Origin of the sequence: Flavobacterium sp. ZT3R18 (genome assembly GCF_007097385.1) — a bacterium.
In the GTDB taxonomy this organism is placed as follows: Bacteria; Bacteroidota; Bacteroidia; order Flavobacteriales; family Flavobacteriaceae; genus Flavobacterium.
The window spans coordinates 105,099-128,599 of sequence record NZ_VJZS01000009.1 but is presented as its reverse complement, the minus strand read 5'-3'; the positions used below and the strand labels follow the sequence as shown (position 1 = coordinate 128,599).

Here is a 23,501-nt window from a genome sequence, read left to right as displayed (position 1 = left end):
CACAAGCGGGACGCTTGCGCTAGCGGGGTAATCGACCTCTGTTTTCTATAAAGTCTATACTTAAATTATATACCCTATAAATCTCTTCAACTAATGGTTTTAATTCGATTTCTTGACTTAATGAAATAAGTTTAAAGTCATTAATTACATAGGCTTTAAATACATTTATAATAGAATCTATTTCTTCTGATGTTTTAAAAAGTCTTTTAGGAATAATTACTCCCGCACCACAGTCCTTCAAAAACTTATCAAGTCTTTCATCAAAATGTTCAATATGATTCCTAAATCCTCTTTCTTCCAAAAGATTAAAATTATCTATATCATAACTTTCTCGAAGTTTTTCACTTCTAAATTTATGGATTCCTTTGTTACTTGGCGGATAAAAATATTTTGAAATTATCCCCGCTTGATTAATAATATTTTCAGATAAATCAATTGTTTTTAATCCGTTGCCAACTAACAATTCTGAATTAGAAATTATTTTATTTAATTCTTCCCAACTTCTAATAGCTGATTCAGCCGCAGATATTACACATTCAATATAAAACACTTCGTGAAGCGGAAAAATTTTAAACTTCTCACAACCTTCTCCCTTGATTTTATCCATTAACTTTATCTCTAATAAATTTTCTCGAAAGAAACATCCGTATGCCTTTTCATTACTCTCCTTTGTGGACACGGAATGCAAATCCGCGTTATCGTTGCGATTACTTTGTGTTAGACGCGATAAATCGCGTCTCTACGAACTACATCGTCGCTGTTGACACACGTGGCTTATAATCCTTTGCTATGTCTGCGATCAACTTGATATGTTCTGGGGTTGTTCCGCAACAACCGCCTATGATGTTTATTAAATTATCGTCTAAATATTCTTTGATGAAGGCTTGCATTTGTTCTGGGGTTTCATCGTATTCTCCAAAGGCGTTAGGCAATCCTGCATTGGGATGCGCCGACACGTTGAAAGAAGTGTTTTGTGATAGGGTCTGCAAATACGGTTTCAACAAATCGGCACCAAGTGCACAATTGAATCCTACACTTAACAGCGGAATATGCGAAACCGAAACCAAAAAGGCTTCTACCGTTTGTCCAGAAAGTGTTCTTCCCGAAGCATCAGTGATTGTTCCAGAAACCATGATTGGAATATCAAGATTGCGTTCTTCTTTGACTTCTTCGATGGCAAAAAGTGCTGCTTTGGCATTTAGGGTATCGAAAATAGTTTCTACCAAAAGTAAATCGCAACCACCATCCATTAAGGCTTCAACTTGTTGTTTGTAAGCAATGCGCAAATCATCAAAAGTTACAGCTCTGTATCCTGGATCGTTCACGTCTGGCGACATACTGGCTGTACGGTTTGTTGGGCCTATCGAACCGGCAACAAAACGGGGTTGGTTTGGGTTTTTGGCAGTGAATTCATCGGCTACTTCACGGGCAATTTTTGCCGATTCGTAGTTCAATTCATAAACGTATTCTTCCAGATGATAATCCGCCATTCCGATGGTGGTTCCTGAGAACGTATTGGTTTCTACTATATCAGCTCCTGCCTCAAAATAAGCTGCGTGAACGTCTTTGATGGCTTGAGGTTGCGTCAGGGACAATAAATCATTATTCCCTTTAAGCGGATGTGGAAAATCCTTGAATTGTTCGCCACGAAAATCTTCTTCGGAGAAATTATAACGTTGCAACATGGTTCCCATTGCTCCATCGAGCACGAGTATTCTCTTTTTTATTTCTTCTGTAATCAGCCCCCTAGCCCCCGAAGGGGGAACACCAATACTGTCTTTTAAATCTTTTGACATTTTATTTTTTATTTACTTCTTTTTTGCTTTTAAAACCAAAAAATCACAATTATTTACTCTTTAGCCCTGATGGAAACGGCATCCTTTTTTTTCACACCTGACGGGTTTTAAAAACCCGTCAGGTGTGAAAAAAAAGATATAGCGAACAGCAGGAATTTCATTGACAAAAAAGCACCAATCATTCGCTCTAAAAAAATATCGATATGTTGTCAGGAAAAGGTTTGAGGAATACGGGGATGTATTCTTGTGTTATCTATCCGCGCTATACGTGGTAGAATGTAGCACCTTCTTTAAAAAAGTAAAGGGTTGCTAAGGTTTCATCGGGTCTTTTCCCTCCGCCTTTCGTGATAACTTTCAATAAAAATAGGAACAGTACAAAGTAAAGACATAACACCAACACTTGCAAGTATTGGCGCTAGAATTTTATGATTTTTGAATGATGATTAACGATTTTTGATTTCAGATTTCACGTTGCTACAGAAATCTTAAATCAAAAATCGTTAATCTACAATCTTAAATAATTACACAATAGCTTTCACCACTGCTTTTGGAGCTTCTTTACGGGTTCCGTCGAATCCGTCAACACCAGAAACGGTGGTGTATTTCATTACATATTTTTTACCTGGATTGATGATTTGGTAGGCCGCTTGACACATTAAAGTGGCTTCGTGGAATCCGCAAAGAATCAATTTTAATTTTCCAGGATAAGTGTTTACGTCTCCAATGGCGAAAATACCTGGAATATTGGTTTGATAATCTAATGCATTGTTTACTTTGATGGCATTTTTTTCGATTTCTAATCCCCAGTGTGCAATAGGACCTAATTTTGGTGTTAGACCAAAAAGTGGAATAAAATAATCGCATTTGATGTTTTGGTGTGCACCATCTTCTTCAACATCTACAGATTCTAAATGCTCCGCTCCATTTAAACCTATTACTTCACCTGGAGTAATCATTTTGATTTTACCTGAATTTTTTAATTCTTGTACTTTTTCTACAGAATCTAATGCTCCTCTAAACTCGTTTCTACGATGAATCAAAGTTACCTCAGAAGCAATGTTCGACAAGAAAATACTCCAGTCTAAAGCTGAATCTCCACCTCCAGAAATCACAACTCTTTTGTCTCTGAATTTTTCTGGGTTTTTGATAAAGTATTTCACTCCTTTATCTTCGTAAAACTCGATGTCTTCAATTAAAGGTTTTCTTGGTTCAAAACTTCCTAAACCTCCAGCAATTGCAACAACAGAAGCGTGGAATTTCTTTCCTTTATTAGACGTTACAATAAAGCTTCCGTCTTCTTGTTTCTCTATAGTTTCTGCACGTTCGCCAAGGGTAAAACCTGGTTCGAATTGCTTGATTTGCTCCATTAAATTATCGACCAAATCTCCTGCTAATACTTCTGGGAACCCAGGAATATCATAGATAGGCTTCTTTGGATACAGCTCAGATAATTGTCCTCCCGGTTGTGGTAAAGCATCTAGAATATGACATTTTAATTTTAATAATCCCGCTTCAAAAACTGCAAATAAACCTGTTGGTCCTGCTCCTATTATAAGTATGTCTGTTTTAACCATTTTTTTATTCTTTATTAATTATGCTAAAATTCGTATGCAAATGAACGAATGAATTTTGTTAGTTAAAATGATAATTATCACTTACTGTTTTTTCTCTTCTCCGAAGGAAAAGTTTCCATTCGTACAATTCTCTTTATTCTATTCTCTTTATTCTAATTTCTGCCTTCTGAAATCTGCTTACTTCTTTAATCCCTCTGTAATTTCATTCATCTTTTGGACTTTTTCTTCGAAATTCCCTTTTAAAGTCTTTCGGTATTCATTCAAACTCCCAACCATTTCATGGATGTCCTCCGGAATTACTTCTTCAAAAAACTCACGCAATCTTTTGGCTGTTGTTGGCGATTTTCCGTTAGTCGAAATTGCTATTTTCACGTTTCCTTTGGTTACAATTCCGCCCAAATAATAATCACATAAATCGGGTGTGTCGGCAATATTGCAAATGAGATATCTTTTTCGAGACAAATCATAAACCCGTTTGTTTACTTTCAAATCATCGGTACAGGCAATAACCATACTGCGCTTCTTCAGCATTTTTTTCTTGAACTTCGCTTGGGTCAATTTTACCGAAGGATGTTTTTCGACTAATGCTTCCAATTCGGGTAAGAACTTTGGCGCCACTACCTCAACATTGGCGTTGGGACTGGATTTCAACATGAACGACAACTTTTCTAAGCCTACATTTCCACCACCTACAATAAGTACATTGATGTTATGCAGTTTTAAAAAAATGGGATATAATTCGTTTCTTTCCATTGTTGTTCCTTTATTTTCTTAATTAAAATCTTCCCGAGCTATCAAAGCTACAATTAATTATCGCTCTTATGGCGTTTTATTGCTTTATGAAATGATTTCTTTCGATACAAACTCTTCGTAAAATCCTTTTAATTTATTGCTTTCTTTGACCACTTCCCCAATTACAATAATTGCTGGCGAACTCAATTTGTTTTCGGCAACTACTCCTTGGATCGTATCAATTGTTCCCACACCTATTTTTTCGTTTGGTGTTGTTCCATTCTGAATAATCGCAATGGGAGTTTCTCCTTTGGATTCTTTTTGAAATAAAGTAACAATTTGTGATAGTTTACTCATTCCCATCAAAATTACAACAGTTGCCGACGATTGTGCTGCGAGAGCGATATCATTAGACAAATTCCTGTCGGAAGTGGTCCCTGTGATTACCCAAAAACTTTCGGAAGTTCCTCTTTTGGTCAATGAAATTCCTTGATAAGCGGGAACTGCAATGGCCGATGAAATTCCGGGTACTACAAATGTAGGGATTCCAAAACTTTCTACGTACTCTATTTCTTCACTTCCTCTTCCAAAAATAAATGGATCTCCTCCTTTTAACCGAACCACATGTCCATACGTAAGCGCATTATCGACAATCAACTGATTGATTTGATCTTGCGAATATTCATGACTTCCGATTCTTTTCCCCACAAATATTTTTATGGCATCTTGAGGGGCGTGATTCATTATTTCCTCATTGGCCAAGGCATCATACAAAACCACATTCGCTTCAGCAAGTGCTTTAACACCTTTCAGCGTAAGCAAGTCTGGATCGCCAGGGCCTGCGCCTACTAAAGTTACTTTGGGTTCTATCATTTTTTTATGCATCAGCTAAATCTTTGGCTCTATATGCTTCTATTTTTCCGAAGAAAGTTATTGCATCTTGAATGTATTTTTGTGCAAACGCTTCTGAAGGCTCATTCGCTCTGATTTGATACACCAAATCTTTGAAAGGGGAATCCAACTCAATTTTTTTGCTTTCGATGAAAACGGTATCAAACAAATCGATAATTCCAGCATGGTGATTCGTTTTTTGGTTTTCGGCCAATAATAATGCTTTGGCTCCATTTACAAAACCTGCGTATGCTAAATAAATAGCATCAGCCCATTTTTTATCTTCAAAAGCTTCTTGAGCAAACGTTAATTTGTCTTTGGCTTCAAAAATTAAAGTCGCCACTAAGTCAATTACAACACCCGCACATTCTCCAACTCCAACTGCTTTTACGTAGTTATCGGCATTTCCCCAATCTACAAAATCAGCTTCGGTCAAATTAGTTACATCGGCTAATGGTTTCAAGAACTCATAGAAGTATTTCTCTCCTTTGGCATCGTAATAATTTAAGAAAGATAATCCGTTACCATTCGCATCAAAATCATTTAAGATGTAACGCAAAGCATCTGGTCCTCTACGACTTGGAATTTTGATTACTTTATCCGAAAAACGACCTTCGCCATTTCCTAAATTCCCTCCACCTAACAATACTTGAAGTGCTGGAGCTACCAGTTTTCCAGCATTAATAGACATTCCTTGAAAACCTATTTCAGCCATATTGTGTTGTCCACAAGCATTCATACAACCACTGATTTTAATCGTGATTTCTTGATTATTGCTGTATTGTGGATATTCTGTTTTTAATACTCTTTCTAATTCATCCGCAATACCTGTACTACTTGCGATTCCTAAATTACAAGTATCTGTACCCGGACAAGCCGTGATATCCCCGATAGTATCATAACCTAAAGCAACAAAATCCAATTTGGCTAATTCTTGGTAAAAGAACGCTAGATTTTCTTCTTTAATATTACGTAAAACGATATTTTGTCTTAATGAAAAACGCAATTCATTAGCACCATAATTTTTAATCAAATCGGCTAATAATCTTGCTTTGTCCGTATAAAAATCTCCTAAAAGAACTTTAATACCAATAGCAACATATCCTGCTTGTTTTTGTGGAATCACATTCGATTTCTTCCAAGCTTCAAAAGCTGCAACATCATCAATTGTTACCGATGGTACTGCTAATAAAGGTTCAGTAATTGCCCCTTCAAAAGCGGCAGTGTCGATTTCTACCGTTTGGTAAGACAAGGCTTTTTTCTCTTCCTCAACCAATCGCAAAAACTCGTCTCTACCCAAATCTTTGATTAAGAATTTCATACGTGCTTTCAAACGTTTGGCTCTTTCGCCATAACGGTCAAAGATTCTTAAAACCCCTTCGGTTGTTGGGATAATTTGGTTTACCGGAATAAACTCCGATAGCAATTCAGCGTGACTCGGTTGAGATCCTAATCCGCCACCAAGCATTACTTTGAAACCTCTTTCGCCATTTACCACTTTTGGAATAAATCCTAAATCGTGTAAATAACTCAACGCCGTATCTTTATCTGAAGAAGAAAATGACATTTTGAATTTACGTCCCATTTCCTGACACACCGGATTTCTCAAGAAAAACTGAAACAAAGCGTGTGCATAAGGCGATACATCAAAAGGCTCGTCTACATCTACACCTGCTAATTCGCTTCCTGTAATATTACGCACTGTGTTTCCGCAAGCTTCTCTCAAAGTGATATCGTCTTTGGCTAATTCTGACCAAAGTTCAGGCGTTCTATCTAAACTCACATAGTGAATTTGAATATCCTGACGGGTTGTGATGTGCAAACGTCCTGTAGAATATTTATCAGATACGTCGGTAATTCTTTTCAATTGCTCGCTAGTCACTTTTCCGTAAGGCAATTTAATACGAATCATTTGCACACCTTCCTGACGTTGACCATAAATACCACGTGCCAAACGAAGACTACGAAAACGCTCATCGTCAATTTGTCCGCTACGGAATGAATGAATCTTTTTCTCTAAATCGATAATCTCTTTTTGGACAATCGGGTCTTCTATTTCGGTTCTAAAACTTTGCATTTTTCTTAAGCTTTTAGCTATTAGCTTTTGGCTATTAGCTGATTTGTGATTACTCAGTTTTTTTTGCTAAAGGCTAAAAGCCAATAGCTAAAGGCTATTTAATAAACCCAACTCCTGCTGTAGTGTTGGTTGCTGCATCAATTAAGATGAAAGCTCCGTTAGATTTGTTATCATTGTAAGCATCAAAATAAATGGCTTTGCTCAATTTGATGGTTACTTCTCCAATTTCATTAATGGCTAATTGAGTCGCTGGAGTTGTTCCAGAATAATCGGTTGCGATTACGTTTTTTACACTGTCAATTTTGGCCAAAACTCTATTACTGTTGTGTTGTACAAAATATTTTGCACCTGCCACTAATTTTTTACTGTCCATCCAACAAATCGTTGTTGTGATGTCTTTTTCAATTCTAGGAAGCTCACTCGATTTTACAATCATATCTCCTCTGGTCACATTGATGTCATTTTCTAATTCGATCGTAATTGAAGAACCTGCCGTAGCTTCATCAAACTGTTTGTCGAAAAAGTGAATGTTCGTCACTGTAGATTCTGTTAAAGAAGGAAGAACCGTTACAGCATCCCCTACTTTGATATTGTTACCGTATAATTTTCCGGCATATCCTCTAAAATCGTGATATTCTTCCGTTTTTGGTCTGATTACTGTTTGCACTGGGAAACGAGCTTGTCCATTATCGTAAATGTCTTTTGGCTCTAAAGCTTCTAAGTGTTGCAGGATAGTTTGCCCAGAATACCAAGGCATTTTTCCTAATGTTTCCACTACATTGTCTCCTGTTAAAGCACTTAACGGAATGTAACTTACGTTTTGTTCTTTGTAGGCACTTTTTGCATTTAATGCCTGAAAATCGGCTTTAATTTTGTTGTATACTTCTTCTGAATAATCAACCAAATCCATTTTGTTTACCGCAACAATCACATCTTTTACTCTCAATAAATTATTGATGAAAAAGTGACGGTACGTTTGCTCAATTACTCCTTTACGGGCATCAATCAAAATGATAGATACTTGCGAAGTCGAAGCTCCTGTAACCATGTTACGGGTATATTCTACGTGACCCGGAGTATCGGCAATGATGTAACTTTTTTTGGCTGTAGAAAAATAAATATGTGCTACGTCTATCGTAATTCCTTGTTCTCTCTCGGCAACCAAACCATCTGTAGCCAAAGAAAAATCTAGATAATCGTATCCTTTTTGCTTGCTGCTTTTTTCTATTGCTTCAATCTTATCTGTAGTCAATGATTTTGTATCGTATAATAATCTCCCGATTAAAGTACTTTTTCCGTCATCTACACTTCCTGCTGTTGCTATTTTTAAAACTTCCATCCTTATTTTTTGTTTAAAGTTTAAAAGTTTAAGGTTTCACGTTTTGAAAACTTCACTTATAAACTTCTTATGTTTTTATACTTACTCTATAAATTTCTAAAACTTACAATTCTAGAAATAACCTTGTTGTTTTCTTTTTTCCATAGCAGCCTCAGAACGTTTGTCATCGATTCTGGCTCCTCTTTCAGAAATAGTCGAAGAACGAATTTCTCCAACAACCTCTTGAATAGTTGCTGCATACGAATCAACCGCAGCCGTACAACTCATATCTCCAACGGTTCTAAAACGAACAATTCTTTCTTCAATTTCTTCATCTTCTTCTTGGTACACAAATGGAGAATGTGACCAAATCATACCATCTCTTATGAATACTTTACGTTTGTGTGAAAAATAAATCGATGGAATTTCGATTTGTTCTTGTTCTATATAACTCCAAACATCTAATTCTGTCCAATTTGAAATTGGAAAAACACGTACGTTTTGACCATTTTCAATTTTTCCGTTCAATAAATCAAACAATTCTGGACGTTGGTTTTTTTCATCCCACTGACCAAAATCATCACGAACAGAAAAAATACGTTCTTTGGCTCTTGCTTTTTCTTCGTCTCTACGCGCACCACCAATACAAGCGTCAAATTTGAATTCTTCGATAGCGTCCAATAATGTAGTAGTCTGCAAACTGTTTCTGCTAGAGTATTTTCCAGACTCTTCTACTACTTTCCCTTCATCAATAGCATCTTGTACATTACGAACGATTAATTCCAATCCCAATTCAGCTACTAATTTGTCTCTAAAGGCAATCGTCTCCGGAAAATTGTGTCCCGTATCCACGTGTAACAATGGAAAAGGAATTTTTGCTGGGAAAAATGCTTTTTGCGCCAAACGAACCAATGTGATTGAATCTTTACCGCCAGAAAAAAGCAAAACGGGTTTGTCAAATTGAGAAATTACTTCTCTGAATATGTAAATTGCTTCGCTTTCTAAAGCATTTGTTTTTAATATTGAACTCATCTTTATTAGTTTAAAAGTTTAAGGTTTAAAGTTTAAGGCTGTTGTTGTGACCTCAACTAAAATCTCTTAACTATTATTATTTTTTCTATCCTCTTTATTCTATTCTCTATTTTCTAACTTCCGTCTTCTAACCTCTACTTCTGATGTAAACCACATTCTTTATGACTGGATTCCCACGACCATCTTCCTGCTCTGATGTCTTCTCCTTCGGCAATGGCTCTCGTACAAGGCGCACAACCTATGCTTACAAACCCTTTTTTGTGCAAAGCGTTTTGTGGCACATTATTATCATCAATATATTTTTGAACGTCTGCTAAACTCCATTTCAACAATGGATTGAATTTTATGATATTAAAATGAGCATCGTATTCAAAGGCAGCCAAATCATTTCTGTTTTCCGATTGCTCGGCACGTAAACCAGTGATCCAAATTTCGTTTCCTTTTAAAGCTTTGGTTAATGGCGCTACTTTACGAATAAAACAACATTCTTTTCTATTCTCCACCGATTCGTAAAAGCTGTTTGGTCCTTTTTGTTTCAATAAATTTTCTACTGCTGCAGCTTCCGGAAAATAAACTTCGATTTGTTTTTTATACTTTTTCAAAGTCTTATGAAAAACATCATACGTTTCTTGAAACAATCTGCCCGTATCCAATGTAAAAATGGTAATTGGCAAATCGTTTTTAGCAATTAAAGCCGTAATTACTTGGTCTTCCTGTCCAAAAGAAGTCGAAAAAACCACTTTGTCTTTGTATTCATTAGCCAAAAAAGCCAAAGTCTCTTCGATCGAGAAATTTGCTGTTTTTTCTAATAAAGTATTTACTATTGCTGCGCTCATTTTTTGTTTGTGTTTTCCTCACCCCAACCCTCTCCAAAGGAGAGGGAGAAAAGCGGATTTGATTTTTTTTATTCAAATCTATTACCCTATCGGTTTACTAGATTAAAGTGCAAAAATAAGACTTTTTTACTAACTACAAAATTTTTTTTGATAAATTAACAGTTCAGTAAACAATGCCGTTTCCTTAAGGCCTGCCTGATTTTTTTAATCCCGAAGGGATGCTACGATTATAGAAAAGAAGAAATAAAATGCTCTAAAACCCCAAAGGGGTGACATCTTCAATACTAAACGCCAAATATAATTTCATCCCTTCGGGATTTTTGTTGGTATTTACATTAATCTATAATCTTTTCATCCCTTCGGGATTGGATTCCGCTTGCTTATGAGACTTCAACTATTTCAAAAACCGTTATTATCTGCTTAAGGAAACGACATTGGTTCATTAAATGTGTTTCAAAATAAACCTTTACTTAGAATGCGATGTCTGCCAGGGTGTTATTTTCGAGAATTTTGAGGGTATTGTCTCGAACTTCCATCATTAACTTGCGAACCGCACAAGTCGCTTCGTCTGTACAATCATCACATTTTTCATAGAAATTATGGCTTGCACAAGGTAACAAAGCGATTGGTCCTTCAAGAATTCGGTACACATTGGCCATATTAATGTCCTTTGGGTCTTTTATCAAATAATAGCCTCCGCCTTTTCCTTTTTTGGCTCCAAGAAAACCAGAATGACGCAAGAGCAATAAAATACTTTCCAAAAATTTAACCGAAATATGTTCACTTTTAGCAATTTCGGCAATTTGTACGGGAGAATTATCTTCTTGGCGTGCCAAAAAAGTTAGTGCTTTTATTCCGTATTTTGTTTTCTTTGAAAGCATTGTGATTTTTGATTGTGGATTAATCCCGATAGCAATCGGGATAGATTTTTGATTTTTATCTGATTACGAAACTACAAACTTTATCCTTTTATCAGCAAATTGTATGAAACTATTTTAAAATTTCCTCGCAAATTGAAGTAGCAAAATCTTTTTCTGTATAAAAATCGTGTTCTTTGTTTTTTATAATTTCAAAATCAATGGAATGTTTTGCAAACCAATTAACATCTGGTTTATTGCTGTCATTTTCTCCATAATAGAGTTTTATTGTTCCATTAGGAATTTCATTCTCATATCGCAATCTTGTTGAGGAAACGGCAAAGAGACTTCTAACATTCATCCCTTTCAAAGCGGCTTTCCAAGCAATTGTTCCACCAATACTGAAGGCTAGAATATCAATTTGATTCTTTTCTGCTTTCAAAAGATGCACAACAGCTGTTTCAATTCCGCCATTAACAAATTGACTGTGGAGATTTTCTTCGGTATAATTAGTTTTGTCAATGGCTCCCAATTCGCAACAATCGTGATATTGAATTTCAAACTTATCTTTCAATAAAGAAACATAATTTGAAACCCAATCCGATTTTTCTTTTCCCCACAAATCCGATAAAATGATTAATCTTGGTTTCATATGATTTACGATGCCTAAAAACCAAATTTACAATTTTAACAAATCAAAAACTTATTTATTTTGTGGTAAATCAACAATAACATCACCACTATAAATACAAAACCCACGGCTTAAACCGTGGGCTATTGTTATACAAAAAAAGGCTATCTTAAAAAAAATCATTACACCCCAAAAATTTGCTTTACCCTAAATTTTAATTTTGGAAAAACAACACTTTCTAATGTATTGCTTTCGGTAAGTGGTTTTAAACCAATGTATTTATTGTTTTCAAGGACATAAATAAAAATAGTTTTCTGCATCGGATTGACTATCCAATATTCTTTCACTCCATTTTCTTGATATAAATCAAATTTCAGATCCATTTCTTTATTAGAATTTCCTGGAGATAGAATTTCGACAATCAAATCTGGAGAACCCAAGCATCCTTTTTCATCTAATTTGTCGAGATCACAAATTACACATAAATCGGGCTGAATAACCGAGATAATTTGACTATCAAGAGTGCTGTTTTTGTAATTTACAAGCCGAACATCAAATGGAGCTGCATACATTCTGCAAGAAGTTTTATGAAAAACTTTGTCAATTTGTCTCGCCAATGCCCAAGAAATATCTTGATGAGTCCTACTTGGAGCTGGACTCATTTTAAAAATTTTACCTTTTATTAATTCTACACGTTCCGAAAACTGCCAAAGTAAATAATCCGCATAGGTATAATTCCCTTTGGGGTCAAGTTGATTTATATTGGTAACAACAGTACTCATTTCTAGCCGTTTTAGAATACAAATTTAATCAAATTCAAATCGAAATAGTATATTTCTCAAACAATATGACTATAAACACAAAGCCCACGGTTTAAACCGTGGGCTATAGCTATAATTTTAAAATCTTTAAGAAATAGCAAAAACAAAGTTTAAAAGAAATCCAAAAACAGAAATTTAAAAAAAATACTATTGCTGTAGTTAATTTATTGAATAGCAAATTCTATTGCTTTCAAAGCGTGAATTTCTGTAGTGTCAAACATAATACTTTCGGTATTATGTTTATTCACAAGCAGCATAATTTCAGTACAACCCAAAACTATTCCTTCTGCTCCTTTACCTTTCAAATCATTAATTATTTCTAAATAAACTTTTCTAGACTCTTCATTAATTATCCCTTTTACTAATTCATTATAAATAATATTGTGAATAGCATTTCTTTGCTGTTCATTCGGTATTATAGTTTCAATTGAATGTTTGTTTATTAATCTATCTTTAATGAATTCTTGTTCCATTGTGAATTTCGTTCCCAATAATCCCACTTTGTTTATTTTACTTTCTTTAATAACTTCTGCTGTTACATCTGCAATATGTAATAAAGGGATATTAACATTTTCTTCTATTCTTTCCGATAATTTATGCATCGTATTTGTACATAAAACAATGAAATCTGCTCCTGCTTTTTCTAATTTTTTCGCTGAATCAATCATTATTTCACCAAGCTTATCCCAATTTCCTTCGTGCTGCAATTTTGCAATTTCATCAAAATCGACAGAAATCATTATACATTTACAAGAATGAACTCCTCCTAAACTTTCATTTACTTTTTGATTTAATATCTTGTAATAAACCGCAGAACTTTCCCAGGACATCCCTCCAATAAGACCAATTGTTTTCATTTTCTAGTTTTTTTTGAGAATTACTCCCTGCATATTCTTTCTTAATTATAACAAAAATATATTTTTTGACTCAAAAAAAGCGAATGATGATTAACTCTTTTTGAATGCTATACAAATCCGCAGTCTAAAATCGTTGGTTTCGACTACGCTCAACCGCCGAAATCAGCAAGCAATAATTCTAAATCCTTTACAAAAGCGCCTGCTCCAAATCAGCAATAACATCTGCAACAGTTTCTAATCCAACTGAAACACGTACCAAACCATCAGTAATACTCACGGCAAAACGTTCTTCAACAGACAATTTGCTGTGGGTTGTAGAGGCTGGATGTGTAACAATTGTTCTCGTATCTCCTAAATTTGGCGACAACGAACACAATTTTATTTTATCCAAAAATGCTCTTCCTGCTTCAATTCCACCTTTAATTTCAAAGGCAACGATGTTACCACCTAATTTCATTTGCTTTTTGGCAATTTCGTATTGCGGATGCGATTTCAGGAAAGGATACTTAACGGTATTTACATTAGGATGACTTTCTAAAAACTCAGCTACTTTCATTGCATTTTCACAATGTCTGTCAACACGAATAGCTAATGTCTCTAAACTTTTAGACAATACCCAAGCATTAAAAGGCGATAATGAAGGTCCTGTAAGTCGAGAAAAAAGGTAAATGTCTTTTATCAAATCAGCACTTCCAACTGTGACTCCACCTAAAACTCTTCCTTGGCCATCCATTAATTTAGTCGCCGAATGCACTACCAAATGCGCTCCCCATTTTATCGGTTGTTGAATGTACGGAGTGGCAAAACAGTTGTCGATAATCAAAATCAAATTGTGCTTTTTGGCAATAGCTCCTAACAGTTCCAAATCTATAATATCAACTGCAGGGTTCGTAGGCGATTCAGCAAAAAGAATCTTCGTATTTGGCTTGATAAAACTCTCGATTGTTTCTGGTTTAGTAAGGTCAAAATACGATGTTTCGATATTCCACTTTGGGAAATAGTTTACAAACAAGGAATGAGTTGCTCCAAAAACACTACTGGCAGAAACAATATGATCTCCAGATTTCAACAAGGCTGCAAAAGTAGAATACACCGCTGCCATTCCAGATGCAAATGCAAAACCGGCCTCAGCACCTTCCATTTTACAAACTTTATCTACAAATTCGTTGGTGTTTGGATTGCTGTATCGGCTATAAATATTTCGGTCTTTCTCTTCTGCAAAAGAAGCACGCATATCTTCAGCATCTTCAAATACAAAACTAGACGTTAAGTACAAGGGCACTGAATGCTCCAAATATTGGGTTCTTTCTAATTGGTTACGTATGGCTTGGGTTTCAAAACCAAATTCTTGTTCGTTCATTCTATTTTTTTGTTTAAAGTTTAAGGTTTAAAGTCGTTGGAATATTCAAAACCAATCTCTTTAATTAAACTATAATGATTTATTATTCAAAACTACTTTATAATGTATCGTTGCGGTTGGTTCCAATGTTTTTGAAACCGAACAGTATTTCTCAAAAGAAAGTTGTGCCGCTCTAGCCGCTTTTTCTTCATTGATTGCTCCTTCCAAATAAAACACAACGTGAATATCTTTGAATGGTTTTGCCTCTCCTACTTGTACGCGTTCGCCTTCTACCTCAGCTTTGAATGAAGTAATTTCCTGACGTTGTTTCTTTAGAATCGAAATCATATCAATCGCGCTGCAACCTGCAACGCCCATTAATACCAATTCCATTGGACTTGCTCCCATATCATTCCCTCCAAATTCAGGACGGCTATCTACATTTACGATATGACCTCTTTCGTTTTTTAATTCAAAGTGAAAGTTGTCGTTTACTCTGTTAAGTGTTATTTTCATGTTTTCTAATTATCAATTACTTTATATTATTTTGCTTTTGCAAATGCCATTTTAATCGCCATTGAAGTTAAAACCCCTGCCATAAACCATTTTTGAACTTTTAACCAAGTTGGTTTTTTAGCAAAAAACAGTGAAATTCTAGATGCTGTCAACACAATTATAAAATTGACTGTAAAACTTACCATTACTTGAGAAATCCCCAGTTGCAGACTTTGTGTCATAATCGATCCGTATTCTGGCTTTATAAATTGCGGGAAAAATGACAAATAAAATACTGCAATTTTAGGATTGAGCACACTGGTTAAAAAACCAATACTAAATAATTTGCGGGGCTTATCAATAGCCATATTATTGTTTGCCTCAAAAATATTTTTACCATTAGGCTTAATTGCCTGAAAAGCCAAATACAAAAGATATAAAACCCCTGAAATTTTGAGAATATTATAGGCAAAAGGAACAGCAAATAAAAGTGCCGTCATTCCGAAAGAAACCAAAATGATATGAAAGAAAAAACCAAAAACGATACCTAATAGTGAAATTACACCTGCTTTTTTCCCTTGTGTAATTGATCTGGAAATCAGGTAAATCATATTTGGGCCAGGAGTAATTACAAGTAAAAAAGCCGCTAAAATAAAAACTATCAGTTCGTTTAATGGTATCATTTCTTTTTATTTAAATTATTGAATTCCAGCCTTCTTCTTTAATTCAAAGTGAAAGTTGTCGTTTACTCTGTTAAGTGTTATTTTCATTGTTATCTTTTTTGAACGCTGATGACGCGGATTTTCAAACGCGGATTCAACGGATTTTTTTATTTATCCCCAGTATCTAAATTATTATTGCCATTTAAATAATCCTCAACTATTATTTTTGATGCATCTAAATCCAATTCATGAACTCGAAGTTTTACAGGATTTAAACCTCCCGAAGCAACAACCCAAGGTTCAATATTTGACATATATTCATTTTGGGTAAAAACTGAAATTTCTTTTCCTTCCAGTAAATTTCTAACATTCATTGCCTCAAAATACGACCCATTAAAAACTTCAACCATAACTATTTTTTTAATGCTGATAGTGCTATTTTTCTAACGCACATTCAACGGATATTTCTATTCTTCAATCTAAAACTCTAAAATCTGCAACCGATAGCTATCGGGACTAAAATTATCATCCTTTATCCGATAATCTCAAAATATCTCCAAAAACCCCTCTTGCCGTAACCGCCGATCCTGCTCCTGCTCCTTGAATCACGATAGGTCGGTCTCCGTAAGATTCCGTGTAAATTTCGAAGAACGAATCCGATCCTTTCAATCCACCCAAAGCAGTGTCCTTTGGCACCGAAACCAGTTTCACTTCCAGATTTCCTTTGTCGTTTTGTAAATCCCCCGATAATTCTCCAATGTATCGCAATACATGATTCGGTTGTTGATCTGCTTTTATTTTAGCATAAATAGGATCAAACTCCGTTAATTTATTCAAGAAATCCGACACATCTCCTTCACGCAAATGTTCCGGAATCAAGTTCTGAATCGAAATTTCTTCAAATTCATTTTGCAAGTCCAATTCTCTCGCCAAAATCAATAATTTTCTACCTACGTCATTTCCGCAAAGGTCTTCTCTTGGGTCTGGTTCTGTGTAACCGTTGTCGATGGCTTCTTTTAATATTTCACTAAACGGAGCGTCTTTTGCAGAGAAATTATTGAATAAATAACTCAAAGTTCCCGAGAAAACTCCTTTTATCTTAGTGATATTCTCACCAGAAAGGTGCAATAATTTTATCGTATCAATCAATGGCAAACCGGCACCCACATTCGTTTCGTAAAGATATGTTTTTTGATTGTCTTCTAATACTTTACGCAACTGTTTGTAAAACGCATAACTCAAGGTATTCGCCACTTTATTAGACGAAATTAAGTCGAAACTATTCTCCGCCAATTTGATGTAATTCTCAACAAAAACAGCAGATGCCGAGTTGTCAATGGCAATCAAATTCTCCAAGTGATGCTCATTTGCAAAAGCAATAACATCATCAATAGTATAGGAAGTTCCGTTGGTTTGGATTTCATTTCTCCAATTTGGCGAAACACCGTCTTTATTCAAAAGTACATTTTTAGAATTGGCAATTGCAAAAACATTCAGTTTGATCCCTTTACGTTTTTCGATGGCAGCAGCCGATTCTAAAATCTGATTAATCAACGTTCCTCCTACCAGTCCATGACCAAAAATCGCAATGTTTATTTTCTTCGAAACTCCAAAAATCTCCCCGTGAATCACGTTCAACGCTTTGTGCAACTCCGATTTCTTGACTACCAAACTCACGTTTTTACCCGTAACCGTGTTGTTGAAAAGGATAGGAACAATTTTATTTTTGATCAAAGCCGTGTAGGGCTTATGAAACGTGCTTAAATCTTGTCCAATAATCGAAATCACCGAAACATTATCGGTAACCGTAATTTTATTGACATCCTTCGAGTAAAAATCATTTTCAAATTCTTTCTCCAATTCAATCATCGCGCGTGTCGCTTTATCAGCATCGACCACAAGTCCAATTCCTCTTTCGGAAGATCCTTGAGAGATGATACTAACGCTAATTTCGTTGTCTCCCATCACTTTAAAAATACGGGCATCAACACCCGTTTTTCCCAGCAATCCTCTACCTTCCAGATTTACCAAAGCCACATTTTCCAGAACCGAAAGCGTTTTTATTCCTTCCTTATCCGCTTTAGCAGTAATTAACGTTCCTTGATTTTCGTGATTGAACGTATTCAAAATACGAAGCGGAATATTTTTTTCCAACAAAGGAATAATGGTCTTAGCATGAAGAATTGTTGCTCCAAAATTGGCCAACTCATTCGCTTCGTTAAACGACAAATGATCTATTTTCTTGGCATCCAAAACCAAATCAGGATTCGCTGTGTAAATTCCGTCAACGTGGGTATAATTTTGAAGCTCTTCGGCATCCAGATAATTCGCAATAAGCGAGGCCGTATAATTACTGCCATTTCTACCCAAAGTTGTGGTGTCGTTTTTACTGTTTGAACCAATAAAACCCGTGACGATGTTTACCGTTGTCCCGTTATTTTGTTTAAAATAGGCCACCACATTTTTCTTGGAAAGTTGCTCTACCGGTTGCGCATCACCAAATTTAGAATCGGTTTTAATCAACTCTCTAGTATCGGCAAATCGGGCGTTTATCCCATTTTTTATCAAAATAGCTGTCAGTAATTTGGCCGAAAGCAACTCTCCTTTAGACAGAACCTCATCTTTAATTTTAATGCTATAATCCCCAATCAAACTCACTCCCTCAAAAAGTTTATCCAATTTATTGAACTCTTCAGACAAATCCACATCACTGTAAACATCTTGCTGGTAGCTTTTAAATTCCTCAAAAAGCGGTTTATAATCCCCGTTTTGGGAAGCCAAAGCCAATATGTTTTCTAATTCATCCGTAGCATTCCCACGGGCCGAAACTACCACCGCAATCTGTTCTCCTTTATCTACTTTTCCGGCAATAATTGCCACCACTTTATTGATTCCGTCTCCATTTGACAAAGACTTTCCTCCAAATTTTAATATCTTCATTTTCTTATTTTTTAAAGTCGACACTCTCGTTTCAACCAATTTTTCTATCCTTATTCTCCAGCAAGGTTTTTTTTAAACCTTGTAGGTATTCTTGTTCGATTCAAATACCTACAAGGTCAAAAAAAAAGACCTTGCAGGAAAACCCGTTAACTATAAATTAGCAAATAACAATCATCCTTTGGGCGTGCCACCATTAGGAAAAGGGGCCAACTTCTCTTTGCGCTTATTCGGCCCCTTTCCCTAATGCTGTCGGGCTATCTGGGCTACTTCGGTAGCTTCCGTCTATCCCTCACGCGGTGACCAAGAACCTTTTCGTATAACGAGAACCTTTTATTTCTTAAAGAAAAACCCCTTTAAGCAAATTGTCCAATTGTTTGTATTCAATCAAGAAAGCATCGTGTCCGTGAATGGAGTCAATCTCTTGAAACGTGACATTGGCTTTGTGTTTTTTCAATTCCTCGTAAGTTTCTTTATTTTCCTTTACCGTAAAAAACAAATCCGAATTGATTCCAATAATATGAATATCCGCTTCTATTTGAGACGCTACGGCAAGAAAAGATTCTCTATCTCTGGCAATATCTATCGTTCTCAGCAATTGATTCATCAGCTTATACGCCGAAAGCTGAAAACGTTCTTGCAGTTTTTCTCCGTGATGACTCAGCCAACTCTCTATATTAAAAACGGCTAATTCTTCGTTGATTGTTCGATCAAATTTTGCTTTAAAAGATTCTGGCGTTCTATAACACAGCATCGCGTGAATTCGAGCGTCTTCTATTGGCTTAGCCGAATTGTTTAGAATTTGTTCTTGCAAAAAGCAATTGGCGATTAGCCAATCTGTGGATTTCCAGTCGGTTGCAATAGGAATTAAATGTTGGGTTATTTTAGGTTCTAATGCTGCAATTTCCCAAGCAATTCCGCCACCTACAGAACCACCAATAATAGCAAACAATTGATTAATTTGAAGCGCTTTGAGCCCATCTACAAAAAGTCTGGCAACATCTCTGGCTGTAAAATCTTGATAGTTTTCGATAACGGTATCATCAAAGCCATTTCCGGGTACGTTAAAAGCAAGTATGGTGTATTTATTAGTGTCTATTGTTCTGTTTTCACCAATAAGTACATTCCACCATCCCTTTAAACCCACAACTTGAGAGTTCCCTGTTAAAGCGTGATTGACCAAAACAATAGGTGCTGCATGTAAGGCTGGGCCAAAAAGATGATAACTCAAATTGATGGTTACATAAAAAGCACCACTTTCGGTAGTGAAATTTTGTATGGTAAGTGTGGTTGGTTTATTTTCCAATTTCAAATCTTTAATGAATTTTTGATTTGTACCTGGAAATATTATGAAGAAAGCTAGAAAAAACTAGATGAATTCTTTGTGTTATCTTCCCACGTTTGGCGTGGTAGAATGCAGCACCTTCTTCGATAAATCGAAGGGTTGCTAAGGCTTCATTGGGTCTAATCCCTCTGCCTTTCTTTATAACATTTCAATACGTTTCTGAACTTAGTAAAGGTTTTGAAATAAAGCATGCAAAATTTGACGAAGTTATTTTGTTCTTTTTTAAGGCAAAAAATCTTTGAATAGCTGGGCTATTGAAATATTTTTTAACGAAGAAAAAGGGCAAAAGAACGAGACAAATTGTATGGTTTATTTTGAAACATTTACTTAATGGTGCAAATTAACTACTATTTTATGAAACAACCAAATTATTATTCAATTCATCCTAACTATTCAGTAATTAGCGATTAGCTTAGAATCAGAACCTATAAGATGAATGCGTTATTTTTTTACAAAAAAAATCAACTGAAAAAAATTTTAGTGATCGATTTCTATTTTTTCTAGCACATTTGGCTAATTACTCTTAGCTAATCACTAAGAGCTAAATAATTCTTTTTCATTATTGAAACAACGGTTTCTCATAAAATTAAAAATTTGCCACGAATAACACTAATTCTCACGAATCTATTTCTATTCAAAAGAATGTTTCGCGTTTTTATTCGTACAATTCGTGGCAAAGAACTTTATACTTACCATTTCTGGTTTTTAAGACTCATCTTCAGATAAAAAGAGTTCCGTTTTCTTTAGAGTACATGTGAAACAATAAAGAATTCTTTCCTTTTTTAGCTTTCAAATCAAAGTTTTCATCCACTTCAAATCTTGGGTGATCCAACTCTTTTTTAGGGTTAAACGGCTCTACTTTTATTGTTTTCAAAATTGCTTTTTTTAGTAACTCTACTTTTCTTGTGATATATGTTATGATTTTCATGGCACTTTATTTTTGTAATTAATATTTATTTATGGCTTATAATTCTAATGCTTTACAGCATTTTATTTTTTTTGTTTCTAACACAATGAGTTTAGTCTCCTAAAAATTCAATTGTGCTTTTATGCTTTTAATTCGATAAAAACTCTTGACAAACAACAGACTTTAAAATCCTCCAGATCTTCCCATCTAGCAGCGAGTCGAATCAAATCTTTGGCAGAACCAAATAAATTGGCTGCGTGTTTGGCTACATCTTGTTCAGCGTGCAATGCATTGGCTGCGAAATTTTTTGAACTCATAATTTCTACTTTATTAAGTTTATATATTTTATTAAAAACCGAAACTTTCTCAGTTTCTATTTTTCTTTTATTTTTTTTCTCTGTTTATCAATACGCTTCTCGACCGAAAAACAAAAAACCCTTTTAGATACGTATCCAAAAGGGTTTTAAGTTGTACTATAACTTATACTTTTTGGAATCAGCAGATACACACACACATCATGGCATAAATACACATCATCATCGTCTTCGATTTTGCTTTGCAAATGGTAACCTTAATTGTGTCGAGTTGCTTCATATTATATTGTTCTAATTCTTGAAAATAATGATTTAAAAATGACCTAAAAAAAAACCTCCCAGGTTTATTGGGAGGTTTTTGCTATATTTTTTTAATTTAAAATTAAGCTATACCGCCCCTGCAGGATTTATCCTGAATGGCTTTAGACATATTACATACATTAAATTGCATCTTTGTTTTTTTGTTGTAGCAAAATTGCAAACTTTTTTCCGAAATTCCAAATGTAAAATATTAAAATAACAAGAAAATAACATTTATTTAATTCTGTAACATATTATACTATAGCTACATCCGATTTTTTCTATCAAAAAAAAGTTAAGAACAATTTGCAATTCAAAATGGTTTCATACATTTGCACCCGAATACCAGAGGAAAAATTTGAACTGATTGCAACCTCTTCATAATGAAACGAATTCATTATGGATGCTGAAAAATTTTCAGTAGAAAAAATGCTAAAGCAGAAACTCTCCTTTAGCCCTTTTACAGCAATTGTTTTTTCTCGACTAATTTTTAAATTTATAATTATTATGGCTTATTTATTTACGTCAGAATCTGTAAGTGAGGGACACCCAGACAAAGTTGCAGATCAAATTTCGGATGCATTAATTGATAACTTTTTAGCATTTGATGCTGACTCAAAAGTAGCTTGTGAAACTTTGGTTACTACTGGTCAAGTAATTTTGGCGGGGGAAGTAAAGTCGAATACCTACTTAGATGTACAACAAATTGCTCGTGAAGTGATTCGCAAAATTGGATATACTAAAAGTGAATACATGTTTGAAGCCAATTCTTGTGGTATTCTTTCAGCCATTCACGAACAATCTGCCGATATTAATCAAGGAGTTGACAGAGCCAGCAAAGAAGAGCAAGGTGCTGGAGACCAAGGAATGATGTTTGGTTACGCTACAAATGAAACTGAAAATTATATGCCTTTGGCACTTGATTTATCTCATAAATTATTGCAAGAATTAGCTATTCTAAGACGTGAAAATAACGAAATCACTTATTTACGTCCTGATGCAAAATCTCAAGTTACTTTAGAATATAGCGACGACAACAAGCCAACACGTATTGAGGCTATCGTAATTTCTACTCAACACGACGATTTTGATGAAGAGACAACTATGCTTGCCAAAATCAAAAAAGACATCGTTGAGATATTAATTCCAAGAATCATTGCAAAAAATCCTGCTCACGCTCATTTATTCAATGACAAAATTCAATACCACATTAACCCAACTGGAAAATTCGTAATTGGAGGACCACACGGAGATACTGGATTGACAGGAAGAAAAATCATTGTAGATACTTACGGTGGAAAAGGAGCTCACGGTGGTGGTGCTTTCTCAGGAAAAGATCCAAGTAAAGTAGATAGAAGTGCGGCTTACGCTACACGTCATATCGCTAAAAACCTTGTTGCAGCAGGTGTTGCTGATGAGATTTTAGTACAGGTTTCATACGCTATTGGAGTAGCTAAACCAATGGGGATTTTTATCGATACTTACGGGACTTCAAAAGTGAATTTGACTAATGGTGAAATTGCTAAAAAAGTAGAAGCTATCTTTGATATGCGTCCTTACTTCATCGAACAACGTTTGAAATTAAGAAACCCAATCTATAGCGAAACTGCGGCTTACGGTCACATGGGACGTACTCCAGAAACAGTAACAAAAACGTTCTCTGCTCCTGGTGGTTTAACTAAAACGGTAACAGTTGATTTATTTACTTGGGAGAAATTAGATTTTGTAGATCAAGTAAAAACTGCTTTTGGATTGTAACATTTCCAAACTTTTAAATATA

At 35.1% G+C, this 23,501-nt stretch carries 22 protein-coding genes and 2 riboswitches; of the genes, 1 reads left to right on the top strand and 21 read right to left on the bottom strand.

The window, feature by feature from the left end; genetic code table 11:
- Nucleotides 1-19: 19 nt before the first annotated feature.
- From FNW52_RS11630 to FNW52_RS20750, 21 genes are all read right to left on the bottom strand, one after another.
- Nucleotides 20-607, bottom strand: coding sequence for a hypothetical protein (locus tag FNW52_RS11630; RefSeq protein WP_143377645.1), 588 nt, complete (start codon nucleotides 605-607; stop codon nucleotides 20-22).
- 139 nt (nucleotides 608-746) lie between these two features.
- Nucleotides 747-1,796 (bottom strand): homocysteine S-methyltransferase family protein, encoded by a 1,050-nt coding sequence (locus FNW52_RS11625; RefSeq protein ID WP_143377644.1) that lies wholly within the window; start codon nucleotides 1,794-1,796, stop codon nucleotides 747-749.
- 246 nt (nucleotides 1,797-2,042) lie between these two features.
- Nucleotides 2,043-2,150: riboswitch (SAM riboswitch) on the bottom strand.
- A 167-nt stretch (nucleotides 2,151-2,317) separates the two neighbouring features.
- Entirely contained in the window at nucleotides 2,318-3,370 is a 1,053-nt protein-coding gene (locus tag FNW52_RS11620; protein ID WP_143377643.1) for an NAD(P)/FAD-dependent oxidoreductase, read from the bottom strand.
- 177 nt (nucleotides 3,371-3,547) lie between these two features.
- Nucleotides 3,548-4,123 (bottom strand): bifunctional precorrin-2 dehydrogenase/sirohydrochlorin ferrochelatase, encoded by a 576-nt coding sequence (locus tag FNW52_RS11615; protein ID WP_143377642.1) that lies wholly within the window; start codon nucleotides 4,121-4,123, stop codon nucleotides 3,548-3,550.
- Between the two features lie 84 nt (nucleotides 4,124-4,207).
- Nucleotides 4,208-4,975, bottom strand: coding sequence for a uroporphyrinogen-III C-methyltransferase (gene cobA, locus FNW52_RS11610; RefSeq protein ID WP_255515579.1), 768 nt, complete (start codon nucleotides 4,973-4,975; stop codon nucleotides 4,208-4,210).
- 4 nt (nucleotides 4,976-4,979) lie between these two features.
- Nucleotides 4,980-7,070: a HEPN domain-containing protein gene (locus tag FNW52_RS11605; RefSeq protein ID WP_143377640.1), complete on the bottom strand. Its 2,091-nt coding sequence runs from the start codon at nucleotides 7,068-7,070 to the stop codon at nucleotides 4,980-4,982.
- Nucleotides 7,071-7,164: 94 nt separating this feature from the next.
- Nucleotides 7,165-8,409, bottom strand: a complete 1,245-nt coding sequence (locus FNW52_RS11600; RefSeq protein WP_143377639.1) for a sulfate adenylyltransferase subunit 1 — start codon at nucleotides 8,407-8,409, stop codon at nucleotides 7,165-7,167.
- Nucleotides 8,410-8,520: 111 nt separating this feature from the next.
- Nucleotides 8,521-9,420: a sulfate adenylyltransferase subunit CysD gene (cysD, locus tag FNW52_RS11595; RefSeq protein ID WP_039110818.1), complete on the bottom strand. Its 900-nt coding sequence runs from the start codon at nucleotides 9,418-9,420 to the stop codon at nucleotides 8,521-8,523.
- 134 nt (nucleotides 9,421-9,554) lie between these two features.
- Nucleotides 9,555-10,256 carry a phosphoadenylyl-sulfate reductase gene (locus FNW52_RS11590; RefSeq protein WP_143377638.1) on the bottom strand — a complete coding sequence of 234 codons (702 nt, stop codon included), beginning with the start codon at nucleotides 10,254-10,256 and terminating at the stop codon, nucleotides 9,555-9,557.
- A gap of 470 nt (nucleotides 10,257-10,726) precedes the next feature.
- On the bottom strand, nucleotides 10,727-11,137 hold the full coding sequence (locus FNW52_RS11585) for an Rrf2 family transcriptional regulator (protein WP_143377637.1): 411 nt from the start codon (nucleotides 11,135-11,137) through the stop codon (nucleotides 10,727-10,729).
- Nucleotides 11,138-11,246: 109 nt separating this feature from the next.
- A complete protein-coding gene (locus FNW52_RS11580; protein ID WP_143377636.1) occupies nucleotides 11,247-11,765 on the bottom strand; it encodes an alpha/beta hydrolase in 519 nt (172 codons plus the stop codon).
- A 161-nt stretch (nucleotides 11,766-11,926) separates the two neighbouring features.
- Entirely contained in the window at nucleotides 11,927-12,526 is a 600-nt protein-coding gene (locus tag FNW52_RS11575; protein WP_143377635.1) for a Uma2 family endonuclease, read from the bottom strand.
- A gap of 203 nt (nucleotides 12,527-12,729) precedes the next feature.
- Nucleotides 12,730-13,422 (bottom strand): aspartate/glutamate racemase family protein, encoded by a 693-nt coding sequence (locus FNW52_RS11570; RefSeq protein ID WP_143377634.1) that lies wholly within the window; start codon nucleotides 13,420-13,422, stop codon nucleotides 12,730-12,732.
- Between the two features lie 187 nt (nucleotides 13,423-13,609).
- Nucleotides 13,610-14,782 carry a PLP-dependent aspartate aminotransferase family protein gene (locus FNW52_RS11565; protein WP_143377633.1) on the bottom strand — a complete coding sequence of 391 codons (1,173 nt, stop codon included), beginning with the start codon at nucleotides 14,780-14,782 and terminating at the stop codon, nucleotides 13,610-13,612.
- Nucleotides 14,783-14,851: 69 nt separating this feature from the next.
- On the bottom strand, nucleotides 14,852-15,277 hold the full coding sequence (locus FNW52_RS11560) for an OsmC family protein (protein ID WP_143377632.1): 426 nt from the start codon (nucleotides 15,275-15,277) through the stop codon (nucleotides 14,852-14,854).
- Nucleotides 15,278-15,303: 26 nt separating this feature from the next.
- A complete protein-coding gene (locus FNW52_RS11555; RefSeq protein ID WP_143377631.1) occupies nucleotides 15,304-15,939 on the bottom strand; it encodes a LysE family translocator in 636 nt (211 codons plus the stop codon).
- Nucleotides 15,940-16,085: 146 nt separating this feature from the next.
- Nucleotides 16,086-16,328 (bottom strand): putative signal transducing protein, encoded by a 243-nt coding sequence (locus FNW52_RS11550; protein WP_143377630.1) that lies wholly within the window; start codon nucleotides 16,326-16,328, stop codon nucleotides 16,086-16,088.
- Between the two features lie 115 nt (nucleotides 16,329-16,443).
- Complete coding sequence (gene thrA, locus FNW52_RS11545; protein ID WP_143377629.1) at nucleotides 16,444-18,858, bottom strand: bifunctional aspartate kinase/homoserine dehydrogenase I; 2,415 nt, start codon at nucleotides 18,856-18,858, stop codon at nucleotides 16,444-16,446.
- A gap of 337 nt (nucleotides 18,859-19,195) precedes the next feature.
- Nucleotides 19,196-20,161 (bottom strand): alpha/beta fold hydrolase, encoded by a 966-nt coding sequence (locus tag FNW52_RS11540; RefSeq protein ID WP_143377628.1) that lies wholly within the window; start codon nucleotides 20,159-20,161, stop codon nucleotides 19,196-19,198.
- A 78-nt stretch (nucleotides 20,162-20,239) separates the two neighbouring features.
- Nucleotides 20,240-20,347, bottom strand: a riboswitch (SAM riboswitch).
- 571 nt (nucleotides 20,348-20,918) lie between these two features.
- Entirely contained in the window at nucleotides 20,919-21,128 is a 210-nt protein-coding gene (locus FNW52_RS11535; RefSeq protein ID WP_143377627.1) for a hypothetical protein, read from the bottom strand.
- Nucleotides 21,129-21,247: 119 nt separating this feature from the next.
- A complete protein-coding gene (locus tag FNW52_RS20750) occupies nucleotides 21,248-21,424 on the bottom strand; it encodes a hypothetical protein (protein ID WP_185965966.1) in 177 nt (58 codons plus the stop codon).
- An 804-nt stretch (nucleotides 21,425-22,228) separates the two neighbouring features.
- On the opposite strand from FNW52_RS20750, the gene metK reads away from it, so the two are divergent.
- Complete coding sequence (gene metK / locus FNW52_RS11530; protein WP_143377626.1) at nucleotides 22,229-23,479, top strand: methionine adenosyltransferase; 1,251 nt, start codon at nucleotides 22,229-22,231, stop codon at nucleotides 23,477-23,479.
- Nucleotides 23,480-23,501: the final 22 nt, after the last annotated feature.

Coding starts and splice junctions, on each gene's coding strand:
- FNW52_RS11630 (WP_143377645.1), bottom strand. CDS start 607: ATGGATAAAATCAAGGGAGAAGGTTGTGAGAAGTTTAAAATTTTTCCG.
- FNW52_RS11625 (WP_143377644.1), bottom strand. CDS start 1,796: ATGTCAAAAGATTTAAAAGACAGTATTGGTGTTCCCCCTTCGGGGGCT.
- FNW52_RS11620 (WP_143377643.1), bottom strand. CDS start 3,370: ATGGTTAAAACAGACATACTTATAATAGGAGCAGGACCAACAGGTTTA.
- FNW52_RS11615 (WP_143377642.1), bottom strand. CDS start 4,123: ATGGAAAGAAACGAATTATATCCCATTTTTTTAAAACTGCATAACATC.
- cobA (WP_255515579.1), bottom strand. CDS start 4,975: ATGATAGAACCCAAAGTAACTTTAGTAGGCGCAGGCCCTGGCGATCCA.
- FNW52_RS11605 (WP_143377640.1), bottom strand. CDS start 7,070: ATGCAAAGTTTTAGAACCGAAATAGAAGACCCGATTGTCCAAAAAGAG.
- FNW52_RS11600 (WP_143377639.1), bottom strand. CDS start 8,409: ATGGAAGTTTTAAAAATAGCAACAGCAGGAAGTGTAGATGACGGAAAA.
- cysD (WP_039110818.1), bottom strand. CDS start 9,420: ATGAGTTCAATATTAAAAACAAATGCTTTAGAAAGCGAAGCAATTTAC.
- FNW52_RS11590 (WP_143377638.1), bottom strand. CDS start 10,256: ATGAGCGCAGCAATAGTAAATACTTTATTAGAAAAAACAGCAAATTTC.
- FNW52_RS11585 (WP_143377637.1), bottom strand. CDS start 11,137: ATGCTTTCAAAGAAAACAAAATACGGAATAAAAGCACTAACTTTTTTG.
- FNW52_RS11580 (WP_143377636.1), bottom strand. CDS start 11,765: ATGAAACCAAGATTAATCATTTTATCGGATTTGTGGGGAAAAGAAAAA.
- FNW52_RS11575 (WP_143377635.1), bottom strand. CDS start 12,526: ATGAGTACTGTTGTTACCAATATAAATCAACTTGACCCCAAAGGGAAT.
- FNW52_RS11570 (WP_143377634.1), bottom strand. CDS start 13,422: ATGAAAACAATTGGTCTTATTGGAGGGATGTCCTGGGAAAGTTCTGCG.
- FNW52_RS11565 (WP_143377633.1), bottom strand. CDS start 14,782: ATGAACGAACAAGAATTTGGTTTTGAAACCCAAGCCATACGTAACCAA.
- FNW52_RS11560 (WP_143377632.1), bottom strand. CDS start 15,277: ATGAAAATAACACTTAACAGAGTAAACGACAACTTTCACTTTGAATTA.
- FNW52_RS11555 (WP_143377631.1), bottom strand. CDS start 15,939: ATGATACCATTAAACGAACTGATAGTTTTTATTTTAGCGGCTTTTTTA.
- FNW52_RS11550 (WP_143377630.1), bottom strand. CDS start 16,328: ATGGTTGAAGTTTTTAATGGGTCGTATTTTGAGGCAATGAATGTTAGA.
- thrA (WP_143377629.1), bottom strand. CDS start 18,858: ATGAAGATATTAAAATTTGGAGGAAAGTCTTTGTCAAATGGAGACGGA.
- FNW52_RS11535 (WP_143377627.1), bottom strand. CDS start 21,128: ATGAAAATCATAACATATATCACAAGAAAAGTAGAGTTACTAAAAAAA.
- FNW52_RS20750 (WP_185965966.1), bottom strand. CDS start 21,424: ATGAGTTCAAAAAATTTCGCAGCCAATGCATTGCACGCTGAACAAGAT.
- metK (WP_143377626.1), top strand. CDS start 22,229: ATGGCTTATTTATTTACGTCAGAATCTGTAAGTGAGGGACACCCAGAC.